The sequence below is a fragment of the Pseudomonas sp. GW531-T4 genome (genome assembly GCF_017349615.1).
Lineage (GTDB): Bacteria > Pseudomonadota > Gammaproteobacteria > Pseudomonadales > Pseudomonadaceae > Aquipseudomonas > Aquipseudomonas chlororaphis_I.
On sequence record NZ_JACMZT010000001.1, the window covers coordinates 1 to 21,750 of the forward strand.

23 protein-coding genes are annotated in these 21,750 nt (G+C 61.2%); 8 read left to right on the top strand and 15 right to left on the bottom strand.

Annotated features, from left to right (window positions below; all coding sequences use genetic code 11):
* The 6 genes from msrQ to J4D28_RS00030 form a co-directional block, all read right to left on the bottom strand.
* Positions 1–619: protein-methionine-sulfoxide reductase heme-binding subunit MsrQ (msrQ, locus tag J4D28_RS00005; RefSeq protein WP_041989187.1), on the bottom strand; the 619-nt coding region annotated here is incomplete at its 3' end.
* Positions 619–1,632, bottom strand: a complete 1,014-nt coding sequence (msrP, locus tag J4D28_RS00010; RefSeq protein WP_103331752.1) for a protein-methionine-sulfoxide reductase catalytic subunit MsrP — start codon at positions 1,630–1,632, stop codon at positions 619–621. The genes msrP and msrQ, both read right to left, overlap by 1 nt.
* A 63-nt stretch (positions 1,633–1,695) precedes the next feature.
* Positions 1,696–2,553: a CDP-diacylglycerol--serine O-phosphatidyltransferase gene (pssA, locus tag J4D28_RS00015; protein ID WP_009050877.1), complete on the bottom strand. Its 858-nt coding sequence runs from the start codon at positions 2,551–2,553 to the stop codon at positions 1,696–1,698.
* Positions 2,554–2,698: 145 nt separating this feature from the next.
* Positions 2,699–3,715, bottom strand: a complete 1,017-nt coding sequence (ilvC, locus tag J4D28_RS00020) for a ketol-acid reductoisomerase (protein WP_007959661.1) — start codon at positions 3,713–3,715, stop codon at positions 2,699–2,701.
* 45 nt (positions 3,716–3,760) lie between these two features.
* Positions 3,761–4,252 carry an acetolactate synthase small subunit gene (ilvN, locus tag J4D28_RS00025; protein WP_007924620.1) on the bottom strand — a complete coding sequence of 164 codons (492 nt, stop codon included), beginning with the start codon at positions 4,250–4,252 and terminating at the stop codon, positions 3,761–3,763.
* Positions 4,253–4,254: 2 nt separating this feature from the next.
* Positions 4,255–5,979 carry an acetolactate synthase 3 large subunit gene (locus tag J4D28_RS00030; protein WP_007924621.1) on the bottom strand — a complete coding sequence of 575 codons (1,725 nt, stop codon included), beginning with the start codon at positions 5,977–5,979 and terminating at the stop codon, positions 4,255–4,257.
* Between the two features lie 403 nt (positions 5,980–6,382).
* Here J4D28_RS00030 and J4D28_RS00035 point away from each other — a divergent pair, with 403 nt between their 5' ends.
* Complete coding sequence (locus J4D28_RS00035) at positions 6,383–6,805, top strand: DUF4124 domain-containing protein (RefSeq protein ID WP_009050878.1); 423 nt, start codon at positions 6,383–6,385, stop codon at positions 6,803–6,805.
* Positions 6,806–6,823: 18 nt separating this feature from the next.
* On the opposite strand, the gene J4D28_RS00040 is transcribed toward J4D28_RS00035, so the two are convergent.
* From J4D28_RS00040 to mrcB, 3 genes are read right to left on the bottom strand one after another with little or no spacing between them, the layout of a single operon-like run.
* The gene (locus J4D28_RS00040) at positions 6,824–7,159 is read right to left on the bottom strand and encodes a YqcC family protein (protein ID WP_009050879.1); all 336 of its coding nucleotides are present in this window, start codon (positions 7,157–7,159) and stop codon (positions 6,824–6,826) included.
* Complete coding sequence (locus tag J4D28_RS00045) at positions 7,159–7,890, bottom strand: M48 family metallopeptidase (RefSeq protein WP_016703656.1); 732 nt, start codon at positions 7,888–7,890, stop codon at positions 7,159–7,161. The genes J4D28_RS00040 and J4D28_RS00045 overlap by 1 nt, the downstream gene beginning before the upstream one ends.
* Positions 7,891–7,906: 16 nt before the next feature.
* On the bottom strand, positions 7,907–10,231 hold the full coding sequence (gene mrcB / locus J4D28_RS00050) for a penicillin-binding protein 1B (RefSeq protein WP_009050881.1): 2,325 nt from the start codon (positions 10,229–10,231) through the stop codon (positions 7,907–7,909).
* Between the two features lie 117 nt (positions 10,232–10,348).
* On the opposite strand from mrcB, the gene J4D28_RS00055 reads away from it, so the two are divergent.
* From J4D28_RS00055 to J4D28_RS00070, 4 genes are all read left to right on the top strand, one after another.
* The gene (locus J4D28_RS00055) at positions 10,349–11,905 is read left to right on the top strand and encodes a bifunctional aminoglycoside phosphotransferase/ATP-binding protein (RefSeq protein ID WP_103331753.1); all 1,557 of its coding nucleotides are present in this window, start codon (positions 10,349–10,351) and stop codon (positions 11,903–11,905) included.
* A gap of 90 nt (positions 11,906–11,995) precedes the next feature.
* On the top strand, positions 11,996–12,340 hold the full coding sequence (locus J4D28_RS00060; RefSeq protein WP_009050883.1) for a pentapeptide repeat-containing protein: 345 nt from the start codon (positions 11,996–11,998) through the stop codon (positions 12,338–12,340).
* Positions 12,341–12,552: 212 nt separating this feature from the next.
* The gene (locus J4D28_RS00065; protein ID WP_009050884.1) at positions 12,553–12,825 is read left to right on the top strand and encodes a TfoX/Sxy family protein; all 273 of its coding nucleotides are present in this window, start codon (positions 12,553–12,555) and stop codon (positions 12,823–12,825) included.
* Between the two features lie 15 nt (positions 12,826–12,840).
* Positions 12,841–13,641, top strand: a complete 801-nt coding sequence (locus J4D28_RS00070) for a Crp/Fnr family transcriptional regulator (RefSeq protein ID WP_028683403.1) — start codon at positions 12,841–12,843, stop codon at positions 13,639–13,641.
* Positions 13,642–13,876: 235 nt separating this feature from the next.
* Here J4D28_RS00070 and J4D28_RS00075 read toward each other — a convergent pair whose 3' ends face one another.
* The 4 genes from J4D28_RS00075 to J4D28_RS00090 are packed head-to-tail and all read right to left on the bottom strand — an operon-like array spanning position 13,877 to position 17,450.
* Complete coding sequence (locus tag J4D28_RS00075) at positions 13,877–14,740, bottom strand: ChaN family lipoprotein (RefSeq protein WP_103331754.1); 864 nt, start codon at positions 14,738–14,740, stop codon at positions 13,877–13,879.
* 21 nt (positions 14,741–14,761) lie between these two features.
* A complete protein-coding gene (locus J4D28_RS00080) occupies positions 14,762–15,529 on the bottom strand; it encodes a heme ABC transporter ATP-binding protein (RefSeq protein ID WP_016703660.1) in 768 nt (255 codons plus the stop codon).
* Positions 15,529–16,512, bottom strand: coding sequence for an iron ABC transporter permease (locus J4D28_RS00085; protein WP_164486319.1), 984 nt, complete (start codon positions 16,510–16,512; stop codon positions 15,529–15,531). The genes J4D28_RS00080 and J4D28_RS00085 overlap by 1 nt, the downstream gene beginning before the upstream one ends.
* A 50-nt stretch (positions 16,513–16,562) precedes the next feature.
* Positions 16,563–17,450 carry a hemin ABC transporter substrate-binding protein gene (locus J4D28_RS00090; protein ID WP_103331755.1) on the bottom strand — a complete coding sequence of 296 codons (888 nt, stop codon included), beginning with the start codon at positions 17,448–17,450 and terminating at the stop codon, positions 16,563–16,565.
* Between the two features lie 213 nt (positions 17,451–17,663).
* On the opposite strand from J4D28_RS00090, the gene J4D28_RS00095 reads away from it, so the two are divergent.
* Complete coding sequence (locus tag J4D28_RS00095) at positions 17,664–17,981, top strand: Rieske (2Fe-2S) protein (protein WP_009050890.1); 318 nt, start codon at positions 17,664–17,666, stop codon at positions 17,979–17,981.
* Here the strand turns inward: J4D28_RS00095 and sfsA are convergent.
* Together sfsA and J4D28_RS00105 are read right to left on the bottom strand one after the other, a co-directional pair.
* Positions 17,978–18,691 (bottom strand): DNA/RNA nuclease SfsA, encoded by a 714-nt coding sequence (gene sfsA, locus J4D28_RS00100; RefSeq protein ID WP_009050891.1) that lies wholly within the window; start codon positions 18,689–18,691, stop codon positions 17,978–17,980. The two genes, J4D28_RS00095 and sfsA, sit on opposite strands and share 4 nt — an antisense overlap.
* Positions 18,691–19,863 carry a pyridoxal phosphate-dependent aminotransferase gene (locus J4D28_RS00105; protein WP_009050892.1) on the bottom strand — a complete coding sequence of 391 codons (1,173 nt, stop codon included), beginning with the start codon at positions 19,861–19,863 and terminating at the stop codon, positions 18,691–18,693. The genes sfsA and J4D28_RS00105 overlap by 1 nt, the downstream gene beginning before the upstream one ends.
* A gap of 336 nt (positions 19,864–20,199) precedes the next feature.
* On the opposite strand from J4D28_RS00105, the gene dksA reads away from it, so the two are divergent.
* Together dksA and gluQRS are read left to right on the top strand one after the other, a co-directional pair.
* Positions 20,200–20,640, top strand: coding sequence for an RNA polymerase-binding protein DksA (gene dksA, locus J4D28_RS00110; protein ID WP_007924645.1), 441 nt, complete (start codon positions 20,200–20,202; stop codon positions 20,638–20,640).
* A 144-nt stretch (positions 20,641–20,784) separates the two neighbouring features.
* Positions 20,785–21,681 carry a tRNA glutamyl-Q(34) synthetase GluQRS gene (gene gluQRS / locus J4D28_RS00115; RefSeq protein WP_103331756.1) on the top strand — a complete coding sequence of 299 codons (897 nt, stop codon included), beginning with the start codon at positions 20,785–20,787 and terminating at the stop codon, positions 21,679–21,681.
* Positions 21,682–21,750: the final 69 nt, after the last annotated feature.

A 21,750-nucleotide genomic window follows, 5' to 3' on the forward strand; every position in this document is an offset into this window, starting at 1 on the left:
ACGCTTTTGTTGCAGAAGATGGTTTTTTCACCATTAAACGGGGGATTCGACGTGTCACCGGCGGCAGCCGCAACAGTAATAACAATGCGCCGATAGAAGCATAGATAGCCCACTCTTTAAGATCGGCTCGAACAATCCAGAGCATATGCAGTAAACCCAGCCCAAGAATGAGATAGACCAACCGATGCAGTTTCTTCCAACGACTGCCCAGGCGACGCTGGCTGTATCTATTGGAAGTCACCGCCAAGGCCAACAACCCGAGGAACCCCAGGCTTCCAACAATAATGTAGGGCCGCTTACGCAACTCCACTCCCAGCTGTGACCAATCGAGCCCGAGGATAAATACGGCGTAGGCACTTAAATGCAGCACCACATAAGCAAAGCACCACAAACCGAGCTGTCGGCGTACCGCGATCCAGCCCGCCCACCCCGTCAGTTTCTGTAGAGGGGTCATGCTCAGGGTGATCAGCAAAAAGATCAGCGTCCCCAGCCCCAGACGATCGACCAGCACTTTCCCTGGATCGGGTCCGAGAGCAGAGGCCCAAGCCTGGTACAACCAGAGCAAAGGCCAGATAGCCGCAACGATAAAGACGCCAAGGCGCCAGAGTGGATAGCGCATCAGTAATTCTTCCGCAGATCCAGGCCGGTATATAAAGAAGCGACTTCATCCGCGTAGCCGTTGAACATCTGCGTCTCACGCACATTGGGACTGAACAGGCCGCTAGGCAGGCGACGCTCGCGCGCCTGAGTCCAGCGAGGGTGATCAACCGTAGGATTCACGTTCGCGTAAAAGCCGTACTCATTGGCGGCGATGCTTTGCCAGGTGGTTTTCGGCTGCTGCTCCACCAGACTGATGCGCACGATGGACTTGATGCTCTTGAAGCCGTACTTCCAGGGCACCACCAAACGCAATGGCGCGCCGTTCTGGTTAGGCAGCTCGCGGCCATACATCCCCACGGCCAGAATCGCCAGCGGGTGCATCGCCTCATCCAGGCGCAGGCCTTCTACATAAGGCCAGTCGATCAGGGCAAAACCCGAACGCTGACCGGGCATGCTTTTAGGGTCCTGAAGGGTTTCGAAGCGGATGTATTTGGCCTTCGAAGTTGGCTCGACCTGCTTGAGCAACTCGGAAATCGGGAAACCGATCCAGGGAATCACCATGGACCAGGCCTCGACACAACGCAGCCGGTAGATCCGCTCTTCCAACCGATAAGGCTTCATGAAGTCTTCCAGCGCATAACGCCCTGGTTTACCCACCTCCCCGTCCACCACCACGCTCCAGGGTTCGGTTTTCAGCGCGCCGGCATTGGCAGCCGGGTCGCCCTTGTCGGTACCGAACTCATAGAAGTTGTTGTAGTGGGTGGCGTCCTTGAACGGGGTGATCGCCTCATCCTTGACGTTGACCGCCTGCCATTTTGTTTCCGGCAGTTTTTGCGCAAACCATGACGGTGCCTTGCCAGGCTCGACATCCGGATAGCGCCCCGCGTCTTCGGCACTGGCCCAGCGCGGCAGCGCACAGGCAGCCAGACCGGCAATGGCCCCGCCCAACAGGCTACGACGAGAGACATAAAGGGATTCAGGCGTGACATCCGACTCTTTGCAGTCAGACGACTTGGGGACTTTGATCAACATGGCAACTCCGCAGCATTGGAGGACTGATGCACCAATAGACTGCGGAGTATGGGGGAAATTACATTAAGGCAACGTTTTGCGCCGACGAAGATGCAACAAGTACTGAATCGGGCCAGAGGCCGCGTAGGCGAGGAAAACCAGCAGCAAAATCCGCGGCGGATCACTGAAGACCACGGCGAATACCAAAACCACGGCGAGGATCGCCACGAAAGGTACGCGCCCCTTCAGATCCAGCTCCTTGAAGCTGTTGTACTTGATGTTGCTGACCATCAGCATGCCGGCCGCCGCGACCATCAGCGCCACCAGGAACGACATCTTCGAACCCTGGATACCGTAATCGCTGAATGCCCAGACGATACCGGCCACCACACCCGCCGCGGCCGGGCTGGCCAGGCCGATGAAGTAACGCTTGTCGGCAGTACCCACCTGGGTGTTGAAACGGGCCAGACGCAACGCCGCACCAGCTACATAGATGAAGGCGACCATCCAGCCAACCTTGCCCATGTCGCCCAACGCCCAACCGAAGGCCAGCAAGGCAGGCGCAACGCCGAAGGCAACCATATCGGACAGCGAGTCATACTCAGCGCCAAAAGCGCTCTGGGTATTGGTCATGCGGGCTACGCGCCCGTCCAGGCCATCGAGCACCATGGCGACAAAGATCGCGATGGCCGCGAACGCGAAATACTTGCTCGCTCCTGCCGCGTCACCGGCGCTCAACGCGCTCTGGGCACTCATGGAATTGATGATCGAGTAGAAACCGGCGAACAGGTTCGCGGTGGTGAAGAGGTTCGGCAGCAGATAGATACCACGATGCCGGACTTTACGGCCTTCAGCGTCATGCCCCTCTTCGACATGCTCATCGATGGGTAGCAGGCTATCGGCGTCAGAGGCCTGGTTTGGCTCTTCGGGACGTTCGCTCATGGACATTACCTTGCAACGGTGTGAAAAGTTTCGACGATACCCAGGGTCATGATTGGACCACAAAGGATCCAGCTTTATACCAGAACCTGTCTATCCAAACGAAAAAACGCGGCCTAGGCCGCGTTTTCCCTGACAAGACTCGAACTTAGTTCTTGGCTTTGTCGACGATTTTGTTGGCACCGATCCACGGCATCATCGAACGCAGTTGTTCACCGATGATTTCGATACCGTGAGCGGCGTTGTTACGACGCTTGGCGGTCATCGATGGGTAGCCGGTGGCGCCTTCGCTGATGAACATCTTGGCGTATTCGCCGTCCTGGATGCGCTTCAGAGCGTTGCGCATGGCCTGACGGGATTCGGCGTTGATCACCTCAGGGCCGGTCACGTACTCGCCGTACTCGGCGTTGTTGGAGATCGAGTAGTTCATGTTGGCGATACCGCCTTCGTACATGAGGTCAACGATCAGCTTCAGTTCGTGCAGGCATTCGAAGTAGGCCATTTCTGGCGCGTAGCCAGCTTCGACCAGGGTTTCGAAACCGGCTTTGACCAGCTCGACGGTACCGCCACACAGAACAGCCTGCTCGCCGAACAGGTCGGTTTCAGTCTCGTCCTTGAAGGTGGTTTCGATGATGCCGGTACGGCCGCCGCCCACGCCAGCGGCGTAGGACAGAGCAACGTTCTTGGCGTTGCCGGAAGCATCCTGGTAGATAGCGATCAGGTCAGGGATACCGCCGCCCTTGACGAACTCGGAACGCACGGTGTGACCCGGGGCCTTCGGCGCGATCATGATCACGTCGAGGTCGGCGCGCGGAACAACCTGGTTGTAGTGGATCGCGAAGCCGTGGGAGAAGGCCAGGGTGGCGCCCTTCTTGATGTTCGGCTCGATTTCGTTCTTGTACAGCTGGGACTGGAACTCGTCCGGGGTCAGGATCATGACCAGGTCGGCGCCGGCAACGGCCGCGGCAACGTCGGTCACTTTCAGGCCATGGGCTTCAGCCTTGGCAACGGTAGCCGAGCCTTTACGCAGGCCAACGGTCACGTCGACGCCGGAGTCTTTCAGGTTGCACGCTTGAGCGTGGCCCTGGGAACCGTAACCGATGATGGCAACTTTCTTGCCCTGGATGATCGAGAGGTCGCAGTCTTTATCGTAGAAAACTTTCATGAATTTCCCCTATATCAGGCCGTTCAGGCCGTTCGCTAATTTGAGTTAGATGCTGAGTACTTTATCGCCACGGGCAATGCCGGTGACGCCACTGCGTACGGTTTCCAGAATCGAGGCGGTGCCGATCGACTGGATGAAACTGTCGAGCTTGTCGCTGGTACCGGTCAATTGAACGGTATACACGCTGGCACTGACGTCGACGATCTGCCCACGGTAAATATCGGTAGTGCGCTTGACCTCGGCGCGCTGGGCGCCGGTGGCCTTGACCTTGACCAGCATCAGCTCGCGCTCGATGTGAGCGCTTTCCGACAGGTCGACCAGCTTGACCACTTCAACCAGCTTGTTCAGGTTCTTGGTGATCTGCTCGATGATTTCATCGTGCCCCACGGTGGTCAGCGTCAGACGCGACAGGGTCGGGTCTTCGGTCGGCGCCACGGTCAGGCTTTCGATGTTGTAGTTGCGCTGCGAAAACAGGCCAACCACACGAGACAAGGCGCCCGGTTCGTTTTCCAGAAGCAAGGAGATAATGTGCCGCATGATTAAGTACGCTCCGTCTTGCTCAGCCACATATCGCGCATGGAGCCGTCTTTGATCTGCATCGGGTAGACGTGCTCGCTGGTATCGACCTGGATGTCGAGGAACACCAGACGATCTTTCATGGCGAATGCTTCTTCCATCTTCGGCTTCAGGTCCTTCAGGTCCGTGACGCGAATGCCCACGTGCCCATAGGCTTCGGCCAGCTTGACGAAATCAGGCAGCGATTCCATGTAGGAATGCGAGTGACGGCTACCGTAGTTCATGTCCTGCCACTGACGCACCATACCCAGCGCACCGTTGTTCAGGTTGATGATCTTGACCGGCAGGTCGTACTGCAGGCAGGTCGACAGTTCCTGAATGTTCATCTGGATACTGCCCTCGCCCGTTACACAGGCAACGTCAGCATCAGGGAAACTCAACTTGACGCCCATGGCCGCAGGGAAACCAAAGCCCATCGTGCCCAGGCCACCGGAGTTGATCCAGCGATTGGGCTTGTTGAACCGGTAGTACTGCGCCGCGAACATCTGGTGCTGACCCACGTCGGAAGTCACATAGGCGTCGCCCTTGGTCACTTCGCAGAGGGTCTCGATCACGGTCTGCGGCTTGATGATGCTGCCGTCGCCCTTGTCGTAAGGGAACAGGCCGCGATCACCGCGCCACTCCTCGATCTGCTTCCACCAACTGGCGACTGTGTCCTTGTTCGGGGTTTCGCCGATTTCCTTGAGGGCCGCGACCATTTCGGTCAGGACGCTCTCTACCGGCCCCACGATCGGCACGTCTGCCTTGATGGTCTTGGAGATGGACGCCGGGTCGATGTCGACGTGGATGATCTTGGCGTTTGGGCAGAATTTCGCCGGGCCGTTGATGACACGGTCGTCGAAACGCGCGCCGACTGCCAGGATCACATCGGCATGGTGCATGGTCAGGTTGGCGGTGTAGCTGCCGTGCATGCCGAGCATGCCGACGAACTGACGATCGGTGCCAGGGTAGGCCCCCAAGCCCATCAGGGTATTGGTGACCGGCAGGTTGAGCATTTGTGCCAGTTCGGTCAGCGGCGCGGAGCCACCACCGAGGATCACGCCGCCGCCTGCGTACAGCACAGGACGCTTGGCCGCCAGGAGCATTTCTGCCGCCTTGCGGATTTGCCCGGAATGCCCACGAACAGCCGGGCTGTAGGAGCGCAGCTTCGCTTTTTTAGGGAAAACGTATTCGAACTTTTCAGCCGGATTGGTCATGTCCTTAGGGACATCGACCACGACTGGACCCGGACGACCGGATTGCGCCAGGTAGAACGCCTTCTTCATGACTTCCGGGATTTCCGAAGCGTGCTTGATCATGAAGCTGTGCTTCACGATCGGCCGGGAGATACCGATCATGTCGGTTTCCTGGAACGCGTCGGTACCGACCATGGTGCTAGGCACCTGACCGGAAATGATCACCATTGGAATGGAGTCCATATAGGCAGTGGCGATACCGGTGATGGCATTGGTCGCGCCAGGGCCGGAAGTCACCAGTACCACACCGGCTTTGCCGGTAGCACGGGCGTAGCCGTCAGCCATATGGGTAGCCGCTTGCTCGTGACGAACCAGGATGTGGGTCACTTCCGGTTCTTTGAACAGGGCATCGTAGACATGAAGGAGAGCACCACCCGGGTACCCATAGATATATTTGACGCCTTCGTCACGCAAAAAGCGGACGAGCATCTCACCGCCAGATAAAAGCTCCACGTTGTTCACCTCTAAAACGCCAGAATACCGCCCTCTTGAAAGGGGACGGGTCTTAATAGGTTTACTTCTCAGCAGAGCATGAGCGACGGTGGTCGCCGACTACGTCAGCACTGACTGAGCAAGTATTGGGAGTGCCCCAAGTGTTGCGGGGTTTTCCCACCCAGCGCGAGGTAACGCGTTGCGGGTGTAGCAGGTCGGCGCGGATGTGCGCCTCATGTTCTGCCGAGTGGGTCTGCTTCTGGCAGTCCCTCTACAGCGGACTTTGGATTCTTCTGTTTCGCCCTCTGCAAGTCAAGACGTCAATGTGCTTTATTCGAACTAAGCGCATGAGAACGCAAGAAAAAACCTGTAAACCGCGAGTGTCTGCGCTTCAATTGCGCAATCCTGGATAAGGAATTCAAAAATGCGAACCTTCGCCATGACCGCTGGCCTGCTGCTCGCCATGACTCTCCCGTGCCAGGCCGGGCAGATTTACAAATGGGTCGACGCCCAGGGAGTCACCCATTTCGACGCCCAGCCACCCCAAGGCGTGGCCAGCACCGTCATCACCCTGCCGAAAAACCCGAAAGGTGCGTCCCGTACGCCGTCACCCGACAAGCCGGACACCCAGCAACAGGTCATGGACAACCAGGCCAAACAACAGGTCGCCAGACAGGAAGCCGAGCGCAGGCGTTTTTGCACACAGGCACGGGCCAGCCTGGCGCAGTTGCAGAACAACCCGCGCCTGAGCGAGAACACAGAGGAGGGAACGCGCCGCCTGACCGAGGAACAGCGTCAGCAGCGCATCGTGGAAACGCAGAAGGCGATAGACAACCACTGCCGCTAGGCAGTGGTTGCAGAGGGTTTAGCGGGTGGCGACGATCAGTTGGTCGAACTCTTTGAGCAGGATCTGCAACTGAAGGTCCCGGCCCTGCATCGGGCGACCGGCGAATACCACTTCGGCCATTTCCTGGATGCCCGAGGCGCTGGGCAGCGGCAGGTCCTGCTCAAGAATCGCCTTCATCCGCGGCAGGAAGATCCACTGCAACCATTGCTCGAACTCCAGTGTGTCCACGGCAAACGGCTCGACACTGGCCAGGGCCTCGGTGCTCGGCGGGGTGTCATCCCACAACCCCTGCAACCGCAGCTCACGCTCGATCAACAGCAACTGCTCGGCAATCTTTGGAAAACGCGCATCCATCACAGAGACACCTTGGCTTTCTGTCGGGCCTGAGCGGCACCGGCGGCATCGCCCTGTTTCTCGCGCGCCTGGGCGATCAATGCCCACAGGCTGGCCTGCAGGTCAGGACGACCGTTGGCGAAGCTCAGGCCGCGACGGGCAAACTGTTCAGCCTGCGCTGCATCGCCCTGGGCCATGCGTACCTGGGCCAGGCGATACAGCACCTGCGGCTCACGCGGTGCTACACGCTGAGCGCGCTCGAGGCTGGAGGAAGCGCCGTTCAGGTCGCCACTCGCCTGTTGCTGCTGGGCCGTAGTCAACAGTGCCAGCACCGGACCATCCAGTTGCTCATCGGCGGACAGCCCGCCAGAGCTGGCCGAAGGTACTCCGCTCGGCGTCGGCGGCAGGCTGTAGCTGCCCTGATTGATCGGCGCGGACTGGATCGGTGAGGTATCGATAGGTCCAGGCGTGATCGGGCCTGGGGTAATCGGCGCGCTGCTGATTGGTGCGGCAGTGGCCGCAGCCCCGCCCGGCACCATCACCACCACGCCCGAGTCCTGCGGAATACTTTGAGTCTGTGCCTGCGCCGGACGCTTGATGGTCGTCTGACGAAAGCCACCATTGGCCGAAATGCGCTCGCTATTGGACACGGCGGTACCGGAGTCCACCACCGGAATCGAGCCACGCTGCACGCTGGCGCAACCATTGAGCAAAGCCAGAGCTGTAATAGCTGGAATCCACCACTTGTTCACGTCAAACCCTCTTCGCTTAATTCATCCAGCCCTTGACCCAATCCATCACCGACTCGACAGGCGCCGGGACATCGCCGCCGCATGCAGGACCGGGTGGGGGTTCACTGCCGCGAATATACGGCATCTGCACGGCACCCGGACAGTTGGCATCCGAGCCTTGCCCGGTCCGCGAGTCGACCCAGGCCTGCACCACGTTATCCGGTTGCGGCATATCCAATGGCAGCGGGTCGGCCTTGCGCATGAAACTGGTCCAGACCTGCAACGCGCCAGTGGCGCCGGTGAACGGTGTCTTGCCGTTGTCATCACGCCCCAGCCAGACCACCGCCAGCAGATCCTGGCTGAAACCGGCGAACCAGCTGTCGCGGGAATCGTTACTGGTACCAGTCTTGCCCGCCAGCGCCAGGGAACGCGGCAGCACGTTGTAGACCGAGCTGCCGGTGCCTTCGCGCATGACGCGCTGCATCGCGCTCTGGATCAGGTAGATCGAACCCGGGTCGAAACGTTGCTGGATCTGGAACGGATAACGCTTCAGCGGCTCGCCTTCGGCGGTCAGCACACTACGGATCCCGCGCATCGGGGTGTTGAAACCGCCGTTGGCCAGGGTCTGGTACATGGTGGCGACTTCCATCGGGCTCAAGCCCCCCGCCCCCAGCAGCATCGAAGGGAACGCCGGGAATTCGCGGGTGACGCCAAGGCGTCCCAGGGTCTTCAGCACGTTCGGCACACCGACTTCCAGGCCCAGGCGCGCGGTCGACAGGTTATAGGAATGGGCCAGCCCCTGATAAAGGAAGACCGTGCCATGGGAACGACGGTCGTAGTTCTGGGGTTTCCACACTTGCCCGTCGCCGCCTTTCACCGAGAAGGCCTCGTCGGAGAGCCAACTGGTCAGGGTGTACTGGCTGGGTTTCTCCAGTGCCGTCAGGTAAACCGCAGGCTTGATCAGGGAGCCGATCGGCCGCACCGCATCCAGCGCCCGGTTGAAACCGGCAAAACCGGCCTGACGGCTGCCGATCATGGCCTGGACTTCGCCGGTTTCCGGGTTGGTCACCACCATCGCCGCTTCGACTTCATCCGACCCCTTGCGCCCGGCCAGACGCTTGAAGGTGTCACTGACCGAAGCCTCGGCCTTCATCTGCAGAATCGGGTCGAAACTGGTGAAAATCCGCAAGCCTTCCTCGGTCAAGTCTTCGTCGCGGTAATCCTCACGCAACTGACGCTTCACCAGGTCCAGGAAGCCGGGGAACGAGCTGTCCGCCAGGCTGCCGCGCTTGGTCACGCCCAGCGGCATTTTCTTCGCGGCTTCGACCTGTTCCGGCGTCGCCACACCCTGCTGCGCCAGCAGATCGAGCACCAGGTTACGCCGCTCCAGCGCGCGCTCCGGATAACGTCGCGGGTTGTAATAGGACGGCCCCTTGACCATCCCCACCAGCAAGGCGATCTGATGCAACTTCAGTTCGGCCAGCGGCTGGCTGAAGAAGAACTGGCTGGCCAGGCCGAAACCGTGCACCGCACGCTGGCCGTCCTGACCGATGAAGACCTCGTTGAGGTACGCCTCGAGGATCTCGCGCTTGTCGTAATGCAGCTCAAGCAGCAGGGCCATCATCGCTTCGGTGAGCTTGCGGCTCAGGCTGCGCTCGTTGGTCAGGTAGAAGTTCTTGACCAACTGCTGGGTCAGGGTACTGCCGCCCTGGCGCATGGCACCGGACGAAGTGTTGACCCACACCGCCCGGGCGATCGACTTCGGCGACACGCCAAAGTGGCTGTAGAAATCCCGGTCCTCGACCGCCACCAGGGTTTCCAGCAGATAAGGAGGCACCTGATCGATCTTGATCAGGATCCGGTCTTCGAGATTCTTCGGATACAGGCCGCCAATCAGCAGCGGCTCCAGGCGCACCACGGCCAGTTTCGAGCCTTTGCTGCCCGACAGCTCGGCCACGTAGTCGCCGGAGAAACGCACCCGCACCGGTTGTGCCTGTTCCATGCCTTCATAGAACTGGAAACCGCGGGTATTGAGTTCAACGGTGTTACCACTGACCGACGCAGCACCAGGGCCGTTGACCACGCTTTCGCGGCGATAGCCAAGTGCGTCGAGCTCGGTGAGGAAATCGTCCTTGCTGAGCTTCTGTCCGACGAACAGCTCCAGCGGGCGCGCATAGACCTTGGCCGGAATGGTCCAGCGCTTGCCGGAGAATTTCTCCTGGACCACGGCATCGAGATAAACCGCAAAGCCGGCGAGCACCACCAGAGCGACCAGACCGAGCTTCAAGGCCCAGCCCAGCCAGGGGCGCGGGCCACTAGACGGACGTTTTTTAGCGGAACGGGGGGATCGAGTACGAGTCATGGCGGCGGATTATACGCACTTTATTCATAGTCAACAGGAGCCGCCCGAGGTTTGCGTTAGCCCTGTCAGCGGCCATAATGACGCCCTTGAATTTTCCCCGACTCTGAAGGATCGCCTGTGAGCCAATCCCTGATCGCCGCCCTGCAAAACCCGGCCCTCTACCCGCATCCCGTAGGCGGATTCCAGGTCATCGAGACCCATATTTCCTGGGTCCTGCTCACCGGCCCCTATGCCTATAAGCTGAAAAAGCCGGTCAACTTCGGCTTTCTCGATTTCACCGGCCTTGAAGCGCGTGGGCACTTCTGCGGTGAAGAGCTGCGTCTCAACCAGCGCCTGACCGATGATTTGTATCTGGAAGTGTTGCCGATCACCGGCACTGTCGACGCGCCGCAGATCGCAGGCGACGGCCCGGTCATCGAATACGCGCTGAAAATGCGCCAGTTCCCGCAAAGCCAACTGCTCAGCACCCTGCAAGCCAATGGCGAACTGACCACCGCGCACATCGACGAAATGGCCCGGCAGATTGCCAGGTTCCACCTCGACGCCCCGCGAGTTCCCGCAGCCCACGTAGCCGGCACCCCGGAAAGCGTAATGGAACCGGTACGTCAGAACTTCGAGCAGATCCGCGCGTTCCTCAGCGACAAGGCCGACCTGCAGCAACTTGAAGCCCTGCAAGCCTGGGCCGAAAGCAGCTTCGAACGCCTCAAGCCGCTCTTCGCCCAGCGCAAGGCCGAGGGCTTCATCCGCGAATGCCACGGCGACATCCATCTGGGTAACGCAACGCTCATCGACGGCAAGGTAGTGATCTTCGATTGCATCGAGTTCAACGAGCCGTTCCGCTTCACTGATGTCTATGCCGACGCCGGCTTCCTCGCCATGGACCTGGAAGACCGCGGCCTGAAATGCCTGGCACGCCGCTTCATCAGCCAGTACCTGGAACAGACTGGTGACTATCAAGGCCTGGAGCTGCTGAACTTCTACAAAGCCTACCGCGCCCTGGTACGGGCCAAGGTCGCCCTGTTCAGCATGCCGGCCGACGCCAGCCCGATGCAGCGCGCCACGGCCCTGCGCCAGTACCGCAACTACGCCAACCTGGCAGAGAGCTACAGCACCATTCCATCGCGCTTCCTGGCGATTACTTCTGGCGTTTCCGCCGTTGGCAAAAGCCATGTGGCCATGCGCCTGGTGGAAGCTTTGGGCGCCGTTCGCCTGCGTTCCGATGTCGAGCGCAAACGCCTGTTCGGCGAGCAGCAGGTACAGAACGATCCGAATGTCGGCATTTATAATGCCCAGGCCAACACCGCGACCTATGACCGCCTGCATGAACTTGCCGGTATCGTCCTGCGCGCCGGTTTCCCGGTGGTCATCGACGCCACCTACCTCAAGCGCGACCAGCGTGATGCTGCGGCCAAGGTTGCCGAAGCGACCGGCACCCCTTGCCTGATCATCGACTGCAACGCCCCGCAGGCCGTCATCGCCAGCTGGCTGGCGCAGCGCCAGGCCGATCGCAACGACCCGTCGGACGCAACCCTGGCCGTGATCGAACAGCAGCAAGCCAATCGCGAAGCCCTGAGCGCCGAAGAAGTACTGCGCAGCAAGCGCGTCGAGACCAATGAAAGCGGGAGCCTCGACGCCCTGGTCGCGAATATTCGCCAGCGTCTCCCAGGCTTGTAATCAACTATTTCAGCCGTGAAACCGCAAAGGCTTCACGGCTGAAAAATAGTGGCACTATACTGGCGTCATAATTCCAGCAGGTGACGCCCCATGAGTCAGCCCAAACTTCTCGACACCCCCCTTTACGCTTTGCTGCACAAAGACGACATCGACGGCTTTAACCGGGAGCGCCCGAAAGACCAGACTGTCGACATGCGCGGCGGCGATTTTCGTGGGCTCGACCTACGTGAACTGAACGCCGACGGCATCGACTTCACCGACGCCTACTTCCGCTCTGCCGACCTGCGCGGCCTCGACCTGCGCAATTCCGCCATGGAAGGCGCCAGCCTGGCCCATGCGCAGATCTCCGGCGCCTACTTCCCGCCCGAACTGACCGCCGATGAAATCCTGATGTCCGTCAATTTCGGCACTCGCCTGCGCTACCGCACCAAGTAATCGCCGTTTTTGCTCCAAGGTCCGGCGCTCTCTGCCTTACGCTGGACTTGGCCTGCCTCCTTCCCTCCCCTCCCTCTGCTTCTGACGTACTTTCCTCTGTCGCCTTAGAAGCTTTTGCGCCAAAGCCGACCAAAGAACAGCGCTTTTCCTACTGAGCGCTACACTCCTTTGAGACTTGCCCACGCACCATTCGGCCGTCGCAAGGAGGCTTGATGAATGATGAATTGCAACACCTTAAGAACCTTGGCAAGACGTCGGCACAATGGCTGCATGCGGTGGGCATCCATAGCGCTTCGGACTTGCGCCGCCTGGGGGCGGTGGACGCCTATCGAGCCGTGCGGACCCGAGGTTTTCGAGCCTCGAAGGTGCTGTTGTACGCCATCGAAGGCGCCCTGATGGATGTGCACTGGAATGACATTCCGGCAGAACGCAAGGAAGCACTCAACAAACAGCTGGACGCCATTTCTTCACGCCACAAGAACTGACCTGGCAGGCTTTTCATGTATCTACTGGGGGAACAACCGGCTTACGCCGACGCCTTGATCAATCGGCTGCAAAGCATCCCGCCGCGCCTGCTGGAAGGCCTGCTGCCGTCCGGCGACGTAATGGAAGTGGCCCCTTCCAAGGACCTCTCCAGCAGCCTTGCCGACAGCCAGCTGTTCCTGCTCGAAAGCGGCCAGGTACAAGCCAGTATCGATGAGCGCCCACTGTTTTATCTGCATGAAGGCGATCTGCTCGGGCTACGTCGAGGAGCCGAGTTGCCGCGCTGGCAACTCAGCAGCGAGCAGCCGTTGAGCCTGATCCCCTATCAGCGTTCCGCGGTGTTCCAGCATCTGTATGCCGACGAACAGCGTTCCGAACTGTTTCTGCAGTACCTGATCGGACAAACCGCCCTGCTGTCCGATGCCGTTGCCCGCCTCAAGCAACCCGAGTTGCGCAACAGCAACGGTTTTCAACGCGTGGCCAAGGGCGAGGTGCTGATCCGCCAGGGCGATGACGCCGATCATGTGTTCGTCATTATCGAAGGGCACGCCGAAGCCTTTGTCGACGGACACAAGGTCGGAGACGTGCCCAAGGACGAGATCTTTGGTGCGATGGCCATTTTCACCGGGGAGAAACGCAACGCCAGCGTGATTGCCAGCGAGCCATGCACCCTGATGCTGATCCCCAAGAGCCAGTTTCTCAGCCTGACTCAGAGCAATCCACGTATCGCCCATAGCCTGATCGAAAGCATGGCGCGGCGAATCGACCTGTTGAACAAGGAAGTCAGCCGCTTGCACAGCCTGAGCGCCAACCTTTAAAGCCCCGTACTTACGGGCAATCCAAACGAGCGTTTGGCGGAATTCGCAGAAACAGGAAAAACCTTGTTGACTTGGTAATGAGAATCGTTATGATTATCACAACTGGTCGCGAGATCAGTCGATAACCTGGAAGACCAGTGGTTCGGACTCTCAGATTATCTCCTCATCAGGCTAATCACGGTTATTTGACCCGGCTCTTGCCGGGTCTTTTTTTGGCCTGAAAAAAGCCATCCGCCTACTGGCGCATCTCGGCGCAGTAATCCTTCTCCGGCAGCCGCGCGCTGTACCACACATAATCCGCGCTTTGCGGCGATACCTGCGCGCCCTTCTGCGCCAGCATCAGCACCACGGCGCCGTTCGAGGCGCCAAGGTCCTGCAGGTGAACCGGCACCCCGACATCCTTGCGCGCATGAAAGGCCCCGGCAAACAGCAGCGCCGGCGTCGGTGCCGCCAGCAAGCGCTCAGCCATGCGTCGGTCACGTTGCTGCTGCACCGCCAGCATCGCCGGCATCTGGCTTTCGGGCAGTAGCCCACAATGGGAGTCTCGGACTTGCTGCAACAACTCGTTACGCACCGACGCGGCACTCGAGTGTTCACCACTCAAGGCCGGTGCCTGGCGATAGATAGTGCGAACTTCGGAGCTGTCCAGATTGGCGGCCAGCAATGGATAAGGCTGGAATAACGCATAACGCACGATAGGTCCGTACAGCGCCCAGTCCCAACCCGGCGACCAGGCCAGCGCGCCAGGCAGGTCATCAGGCAGCCCCTGCGTCGCCCGGTGTTGACGGAGTGAATCGACCCGCGGTTGCTGGTCCGGCGTGAGCATTTCCAATAGCAGGCTGCCTTGCGCGCGCTGGGTCGCCATCGCCTGCAACAGCCATAGCTGCAAGGCGTGATGTTCGGGGTGGTCATGCTGTTCGCCGACAATCACCCGAGATGCCCGGGACAGACGAATGACCAGCTCCTCCGGGGTCAGGGCCTTTCCACTGCGCAGGTCCAGAATCGCCGCGCTATCAGCCTGGACCGGAAGTTCAGGCATGACCGGCACGCCCTGGCAGGCGCCCAGCAGCAACACACTCAGGATCAATAGCACACGCATCTGGCGTCTCCGCGAATCGCCTCAGCGGGCGATGATCAAAGGGTGGCCGCGCTCGGGATGCGCCTGCACCAACACCTCCAGCCCAAACACGGCCTTGAGCGGTTCGGGCCGCAGCACCTGCGCCGGACTGTCCAGCGAGTGGGGCCGCCCGCCTTCGAGCAGCAACAGGCGATCACAATATCGCGCGGCGAGGTTCAGATCATGCAGGATCACCAGGACCGCGACCCCACGATCGGCAAACTCGCGGATGGCCTGCAAGGTGACATGTTGATGCAAAGGGTCGAGGGCCGAGGTCGGCTCATCGAGCAACAGGGTCTGGCCGGCCGCGCCCGGCCATAGCTGCGCCAACACCCGGGCCAGGTGCACGCGCTGACGTTCGCCGCCCGACAAGGCCACATAGCTGCGACCGTGCAGATGCCCGGCATCCGCCGCTTGCAGGGCTTGCATGACGATCTCGTCATCCCGTGCCCGGCCGCTTTGATAAGGCAGGCGTCCCAGGCCGACGACCTCCTCGACCCGGAAAGCGAACTCGAGTGTCGAACTTTGCGGCAGTACCGCCAGCCTTTGCGCCTTTTGCCCGCCGTCCCATCTGCAGAGTTCGCACTGATCCAGCCAGACCTGGCCGTGATCGGGTTTCAACTCGCCACACAAGGCCGCCAGCAAGGTGCTTTTACCTGCGCCATTGGGGCCCAGCACTCCCAGCACTTCACCGGGCTTGAGTTCAAGGTCGATCCCCTCCAGCACGGTTTTCCTGCCACGGCGCACCGCCAGATTTTCCGCTCGCAGCATCAGGCACGCCCTCGCAACAACAGAAACAAAAAGAAGGGCGCACCGATAAAGGCGGTCACGATGCCGATGGGCAACTCCGCAGGCGCCAGCGCCAGGCGCGCCACCAGATCGGCCAGCAACAGCAGGCTGGCGCCGGCCAGTATCGACGCTGGCAACAAGGTCCGGTGGTCAGGCCCCGCCAGCAGGCGCACCAGATGGGGCACCACCAGCCCGACAAAGCCGATCAGCCCGGCAGCGGCGACAGCCGCACCGACCCCCAGCGCAGTACAGAACACCAGTTCTCGCTTCAGCCGTTCGACATCGATCCCCAGGTGACCGGCCTCGGACTCGCCCAGCAGCAAGGCATTCAAGGCCTTGGCCCGGCGTGGCAGCCACAGTGCCACAGCCGCGCTGACCAGCAACAGTGGCCACAATCTCGAATAACTGGCGCCGTTGAGACTGCCCAGGTTCCAGAACGTCAGGGTACGCAAGGTCGCATCGTCGGCCAGGTAGGTGAACAGGCCCACCGCCGAGCTGGCCAGCGCCGTCAACGCAATCCCGGCCAACAGCATGGTCGCCACATGGGTCTGGCCGTTGCGCCGCCCCAGGCGGTAGACCAGCCACGCCACCACCAGACCACCGAGAAAGGCGCAGAACGACAGCAGGTAAGGACCGATCGCTTCCGGCACGCCGCCCAGCAGCGAGCCACCGACGATGGCAAAGGCCGCGCCCAGCGCCGCGCCACTCGAGACGCCTACCAGCCCCGGGTCGGCCAAGGGATTGCGAAACAGCCCTTGCATCGCCACGCCGGACAGCGCCAGGACGCCCCCTACCGCCAACCCCAGCAAGGTGCGAGGCAAGCGAATCTGCCCGAGGATCAGTTCGGCCTGCTCCAGCCCCTGCCCCTCAATGGGCAAGCCCAGCAAACGCAGGGCGGCGCGCAGGGTATCGAGCAGCGGCAGGCTGACCGGCCCGAGCGCCAGGGACAACCAGATCGCCAACAGGCACAGCAGGCTCAGGCCAATGAACAACGCACGGGGTTTAAGCAAAGGGGTCATTGGGCGGTGCTGGCCTGGCCCGGCGCGGCTGGGTAGAAATCGGCTGACAGCCTTTTCAGGTTCTGGGGCAAGCGTGGCCCCAGGCCTCCCACCAGCAAGGTCGGATCAATCTCGAAGACCCGGCCGGCCTTCGCCGCACCGCTGGCGGCAAGGATCGGGTTTTCCTTGAACAGCGCGGCGCGGGCCGCCTCGCCGCTCAGGCTGCGATCGGCAAACACCAGCACCTCGGGGTTGAGTTCGGCCAACGACTCCGTGGAAAAGGGTTTGTACCCCGTGTGGGTGGCAAGATTGCGTCCACCCGCCTGCTGCAACAGCCAGTCGGCAGCGGTGTCCTTGCCGGCAATCAGAGGTTTGCCACCCGCATGCCCGAGCAACAGCAGCACACCCGGCGGCGCCTGCTTTTTCCGGGCCTGGCTGACCCAGGCCTGCTGCTGATCCAGTTGCTGCTTATATTGCTCGAACAGTTGCGTCGCCTTGTCTTCGCTGCCCAGCAACTTGCCCAGATGCTGCAGATTGCCCTGCAGGGTCGGCAGGTCGGCCTGGGCCGAGAACAGCTCGACCTGCACCCCGGCGCTGCGCACCTGCGAGAGCACCGGTGGTGGCCCCATCTCTTCGGTGCCCAGCAGAATCTGCGGACGCAGGCTGAGAATGCCTTCCGCCGACAGCTGGCGCTGATAACCGATGCTCGGCAGCTTCTTCAGGGATTCAGGATGCTGGCTGGTGGTGTCCACGCCCACCAGCTTCGACTCGGCGCCCAGCGCGCTCACCCATTCGGACAAGGCGCCACCGGCGCTCACCCAGCGTTGTGGCAACTCGGCCGCCACAGCGGCATGGCTGGCCAGAAGTCCGACACAGAGCGCGATTGCGCGGGCACTCGAACGCATAAAGGTATTCCTTCAGAGAGTGGGCCCACGGAAGCCGCCGTGCATGTGACATGCCCTGCAACCCAGGCATCGAAATGAGCAAGCGCCCCACAGGCGAAGCGTCCATTTGATAATTGTTTGCATTTGACCGTCAAGCACAGACATGTTTCATCAAGCGCCCGCAGGAAAACTGTGACAGCCTGAGCCCAGAGCCGTCGGTTACCGAGGATAGACATGAAGTTTCTTTGCCCCCCCGGCGATCTGCCGGAGGCTTCCAGCCGAGGTTTCAACCTCGAAGGCCAGCCACTTTTCGCGGTGCGCCGCGATCGAAAGGTCTACGTCTACACCAACCGCTGCCCCCATCGCGGGGTCGCCCTGGAGTGGCAGCCCGATCAGTTCCTCGATCCCAGCGCCAGCCTGATTCAGTGCGCCACCCACGGCGCGCTGTTTCTGATCGAAAACGGCGAATGCGTAGCCGGCCCTTGTGCCGGGCAGTCCCTGACGGCCATCCCCTGTCGGGAAGACAGCCAGGGCATCTGGGTTCAGATCTAGCCGTTGAGCAATACGTCCAGACGACGGTCGATACACACTTCCTCGGCAGTCAAGCGTACCCCATAGGCCAGTACCTCGACCCCGGACGCTACCGCCTCACGCAGCGCCGCGGCATAACCGGGGTCGATCTCTTCGGCCGGCCGCACCGCCTCGACACCCGACAGGTTGACGCAATACAACTGCACCGCCCGGATACCGTCACGCGCCAGGCAGGCCAACTCCCGCAAATGCTTGGCGCCACGCTGGGTCACCGCATCCGGAAACGCCGCGACCGCGGAGCCGTCGAAGCCCAGGGTGACGCTTTTGACCTCGACAAACGCCGGGACGTCCAAATAGTCCAGGCGAAAGTCGATACGGCTGTTTTCCTGGCCGTAGGACACTTCCCGCTTGAGCGCGGTAAAACCGTTCAACTCAGTGATCACCCCGGCGCGCAAGGCTTCTTCCACCAGCGTGTTGGCCCGCGCCGTGTTGACGCAAGCCAGCCGGCCCTGGGGCGTCTCGCTGATTTCCCAGGTCCCGGGCAATTTGCGCTTGGGGTCATTGGAACGGCTGAACCAGACCTGCCCGCCCTCGACCATGCAATTGAACATGGAACCGGTGTTGGGGCAGTGAATGGTCAGCAACTCGCCGCCAATGGTCTCGATATCGGCGAGAAAGCGCTTGTAACGACGCACCAGGCGACCTTCTTCGAGGGGAGGATGAAAACGCATCAGCCTTGCCAGCTCCGCAGGCCACGGGCAATCCGCTCCACCGCTTCCTGCAGGCGCGGCAGGCTCTGGGTGTAAGCGAACCGGACGTGGTGCCCGGCCTGATGGCGACCGAAATCCAGCCCCGGGGTAAAGGCAATGTGTTCGGTTTCAAGAAAGTGCCGGCAGAAGGCAAAGGCATCGCCGCCGAAGGCGCTGATATCGGCATACAGGTAGAACGCCCCTTCCGGCTCCACGGCGATGCCAAAACCCAGCTCGCGCAAGGCTGGCAGGAGGAAGTCGCGACGCCGCTGAAACTCGTTGCGGCGCTCTTCCAGGATACTGATGGTGCCTGGCTCGAAGCAGGCCAGAGCGGCGTACTGGGCCATACTCGGGGCACTGATATAGAGGTTCTGCGCCAGTTTCTCCAACTCGCCGACCGCCGCCTGCGGCGCCACCAGCCAACCCAGGCGCCAGCCGGTCATGCCGAAATATTTGGAAAAGCTATTCAGGACAAAGGCGCCGTCATCGACTTCCAGCACGCTGGCGGCATCGCAGCCGTAGGTCAGGCCGTGGTAGATCTCGTCCACCACCAGATGGCCATTACGCGCCTTCACCGCGGCCGACAGCCCCGCCAGCTCGTCACGGGTGAGCAAGGTGCCGGTCGGGTTGGCTGGCGATGCCACCAGGGCGCCGACGCTGTCCTGATCCCAGTAACGCTCCAGCAGATCCGGCGTCAGCTGATAACGCACGTCCGGTCCGACCGGCACCAACTGCGCCGCACCTTCCACCAGGCGCAGGAAGTGCCGGTTGCAGGGGTAGCCCGGGTCCGCCAACAGCCAGTGCTTGCCTGGGTCGACCAGCAGGCTGCTGGCCAGCAGCAGCGCACCGGAACCACCGGGCGTGATCATGATGCGTTCGGGGTCGATGTCCAGCCCGTAGCGTTGCCGATAGAAACCGGAGATGGCCGTGCGCAACTCGGGAATCCCGCGGGCGGCGGTGTAGCGAGTCTTGCCCGCCTCCAGCGCGGCCTGCCCGGCCTTGATGATCGGCTCAGCCGTGGTGAAGTCCGGTTCACCGATTTCCAGGTGAATCACATCGTGCCCGGCCGCTTGCAGCTCATTGGCACGGGCCAGCAGGGCCATCACGTGGAAAGGTTCGATAGCGCGGCTGCGCGCACTGTAGGGCTGAGCCATTAGCCTTCCTTCATTGAAGTGAGCAAAAAAAAGATTCTACCCAACCCCGGGGACAAGGGAGAGCCCAAAGCCTTCAAGCACCTGCCATCCCCCCTGTAAAGAAGACGGACACTAGGCCCAGGCTTGGCTAAAATCATTAATTGACCAGGCCCCCGAACTGACCAGGCCAGACGGCATCGACCTTTGCAAGCGCCGTGGGACGCGGGCTCGACAACCGGGAGTAGCGCCGTCCGATTTGATCTGGTAAGTTCGCCCGCTTGCAGTCGCAGGGCCGGCATGTGTCGGTGATGGAGCAATCCTGCGCAATGGATTACATGAGTAGAGGCGGTCCATTTCATGCCCACCCAAGCAAAGCAACAGAATCAATCGATCAGCGGCTTCGAGCCCTATGTTGAAACCGCGGGCGAAGAGTACATGGGCAAGCCCATGCGCGAGCACTTCACCAAGATCCTGAACAAGTGGAAACAGGACTTGATGCAGGAAGTCGACCGCACTGTTGATCACATGAAAGACGAAGCAGCCAACTTCCCCGATCCGGCCGACCGTGCCAGCCAGGAAGAAGAATTCAGCCTGGAACTGCGCGCCCGCGACCGTGAGCGCAAGCTGATCAAGAAGATCGACAAGACGCTGCAACTGATCGAAGACGAAGAATACGGCTGGTGCGAATCCTGCGGCGTCGAGATCGGTATTCGCCGCCTGGAAGCCCGCCCTACCGCCGACATGTGTGTCGACTGCAAGACCCTGGCGGAAATCAAGGAAAAACAAGTCGGCAAGTAATCGCCAGCTTGAATGAAAAACGGAGCGTGCGAACGCTCCGTTTTTGTTTCTGCCGCCTCCCCCCTGTAGGAACGAGCTTGCTCGCGATGGCGATCCTCCAGACGCCATCGTCACCTTGGGACCGAACGAAGTAACATCCTCTCCATGACCGCCTCTCACGCCTCTTCCTACATCGGGCGCTTTGCCCCAACCCCCAGCGGGCACCTGCATTTCGGCTCGCTGGTCGCCGCCCTGGCCTCCTACCTCGATGCCCGCGCCGTTGGCGGCCGCTGGCTGTTGCGCATGGAAGACCTCGATCCGCCTCGGGAAGAGCCCGGCGCCCAGGCAGCCATTCTCAAGGCCCTGGAAAGCTACGGCTTCGAGTGGGACGGCGAAATGGTCCGCCAGAGCGAGCGGCACGCGGCCTACGCCGAAGTCCTCGACCGCCTGTTCAACCAGGGCCTGGCTTACGCCTGCACCTGCTCGCGCAAGCAACTGGAGCCCTACCACGGCATTTATCCGGGCCTGTGCCGCAATGCCGGACATGGCCAGGAAGATGCCGCCATCCGTTTGCGCGTGCCGGAGCTGGAATATCGCTTCACCGACCGGGTCCAGGGCGAATTCCGCCAGCACCTGGGGCGGGATGTCGGCGACTTCGTGATCCGCCGCCGCGACGGCCTCTACGCCTATCAACTGGCGGTGGTGCTCGACGACGCCTGGCAAGGGGTGACCGATATCGTGCGCGGTGCCGACCTGCTGGACTCCACCCCCCGCCAGCTGTACCTGCAGGAACTGCTCGGCCTGCCGCAGCCGCGTTACCTGCATGTGCCGCTGATCACCCAGCCGGACGGGCATAAACTGGGCAAATCCTACCGCTCCCCGCCGCTGGCCGAGGACCAGGCCACACCACTGCTGCTGCGCGCCTTGCGCGCCCTGGGGCAGAAAACCGACAGCGAAATGGTCCATGCCAGCCCTCGGGAAGTGCTGAGCTGGGGCATCGAACACTGGGATGCTTTACTGATCCCACGCACACTGAGTGTGCCCGAAGCGCAAATACGCTGACGCCCCTTGCAGGTTGGCGCCCATCCGTTACCATCGCCGCACGTTTTCGGGCACGCACACAATAAAGAG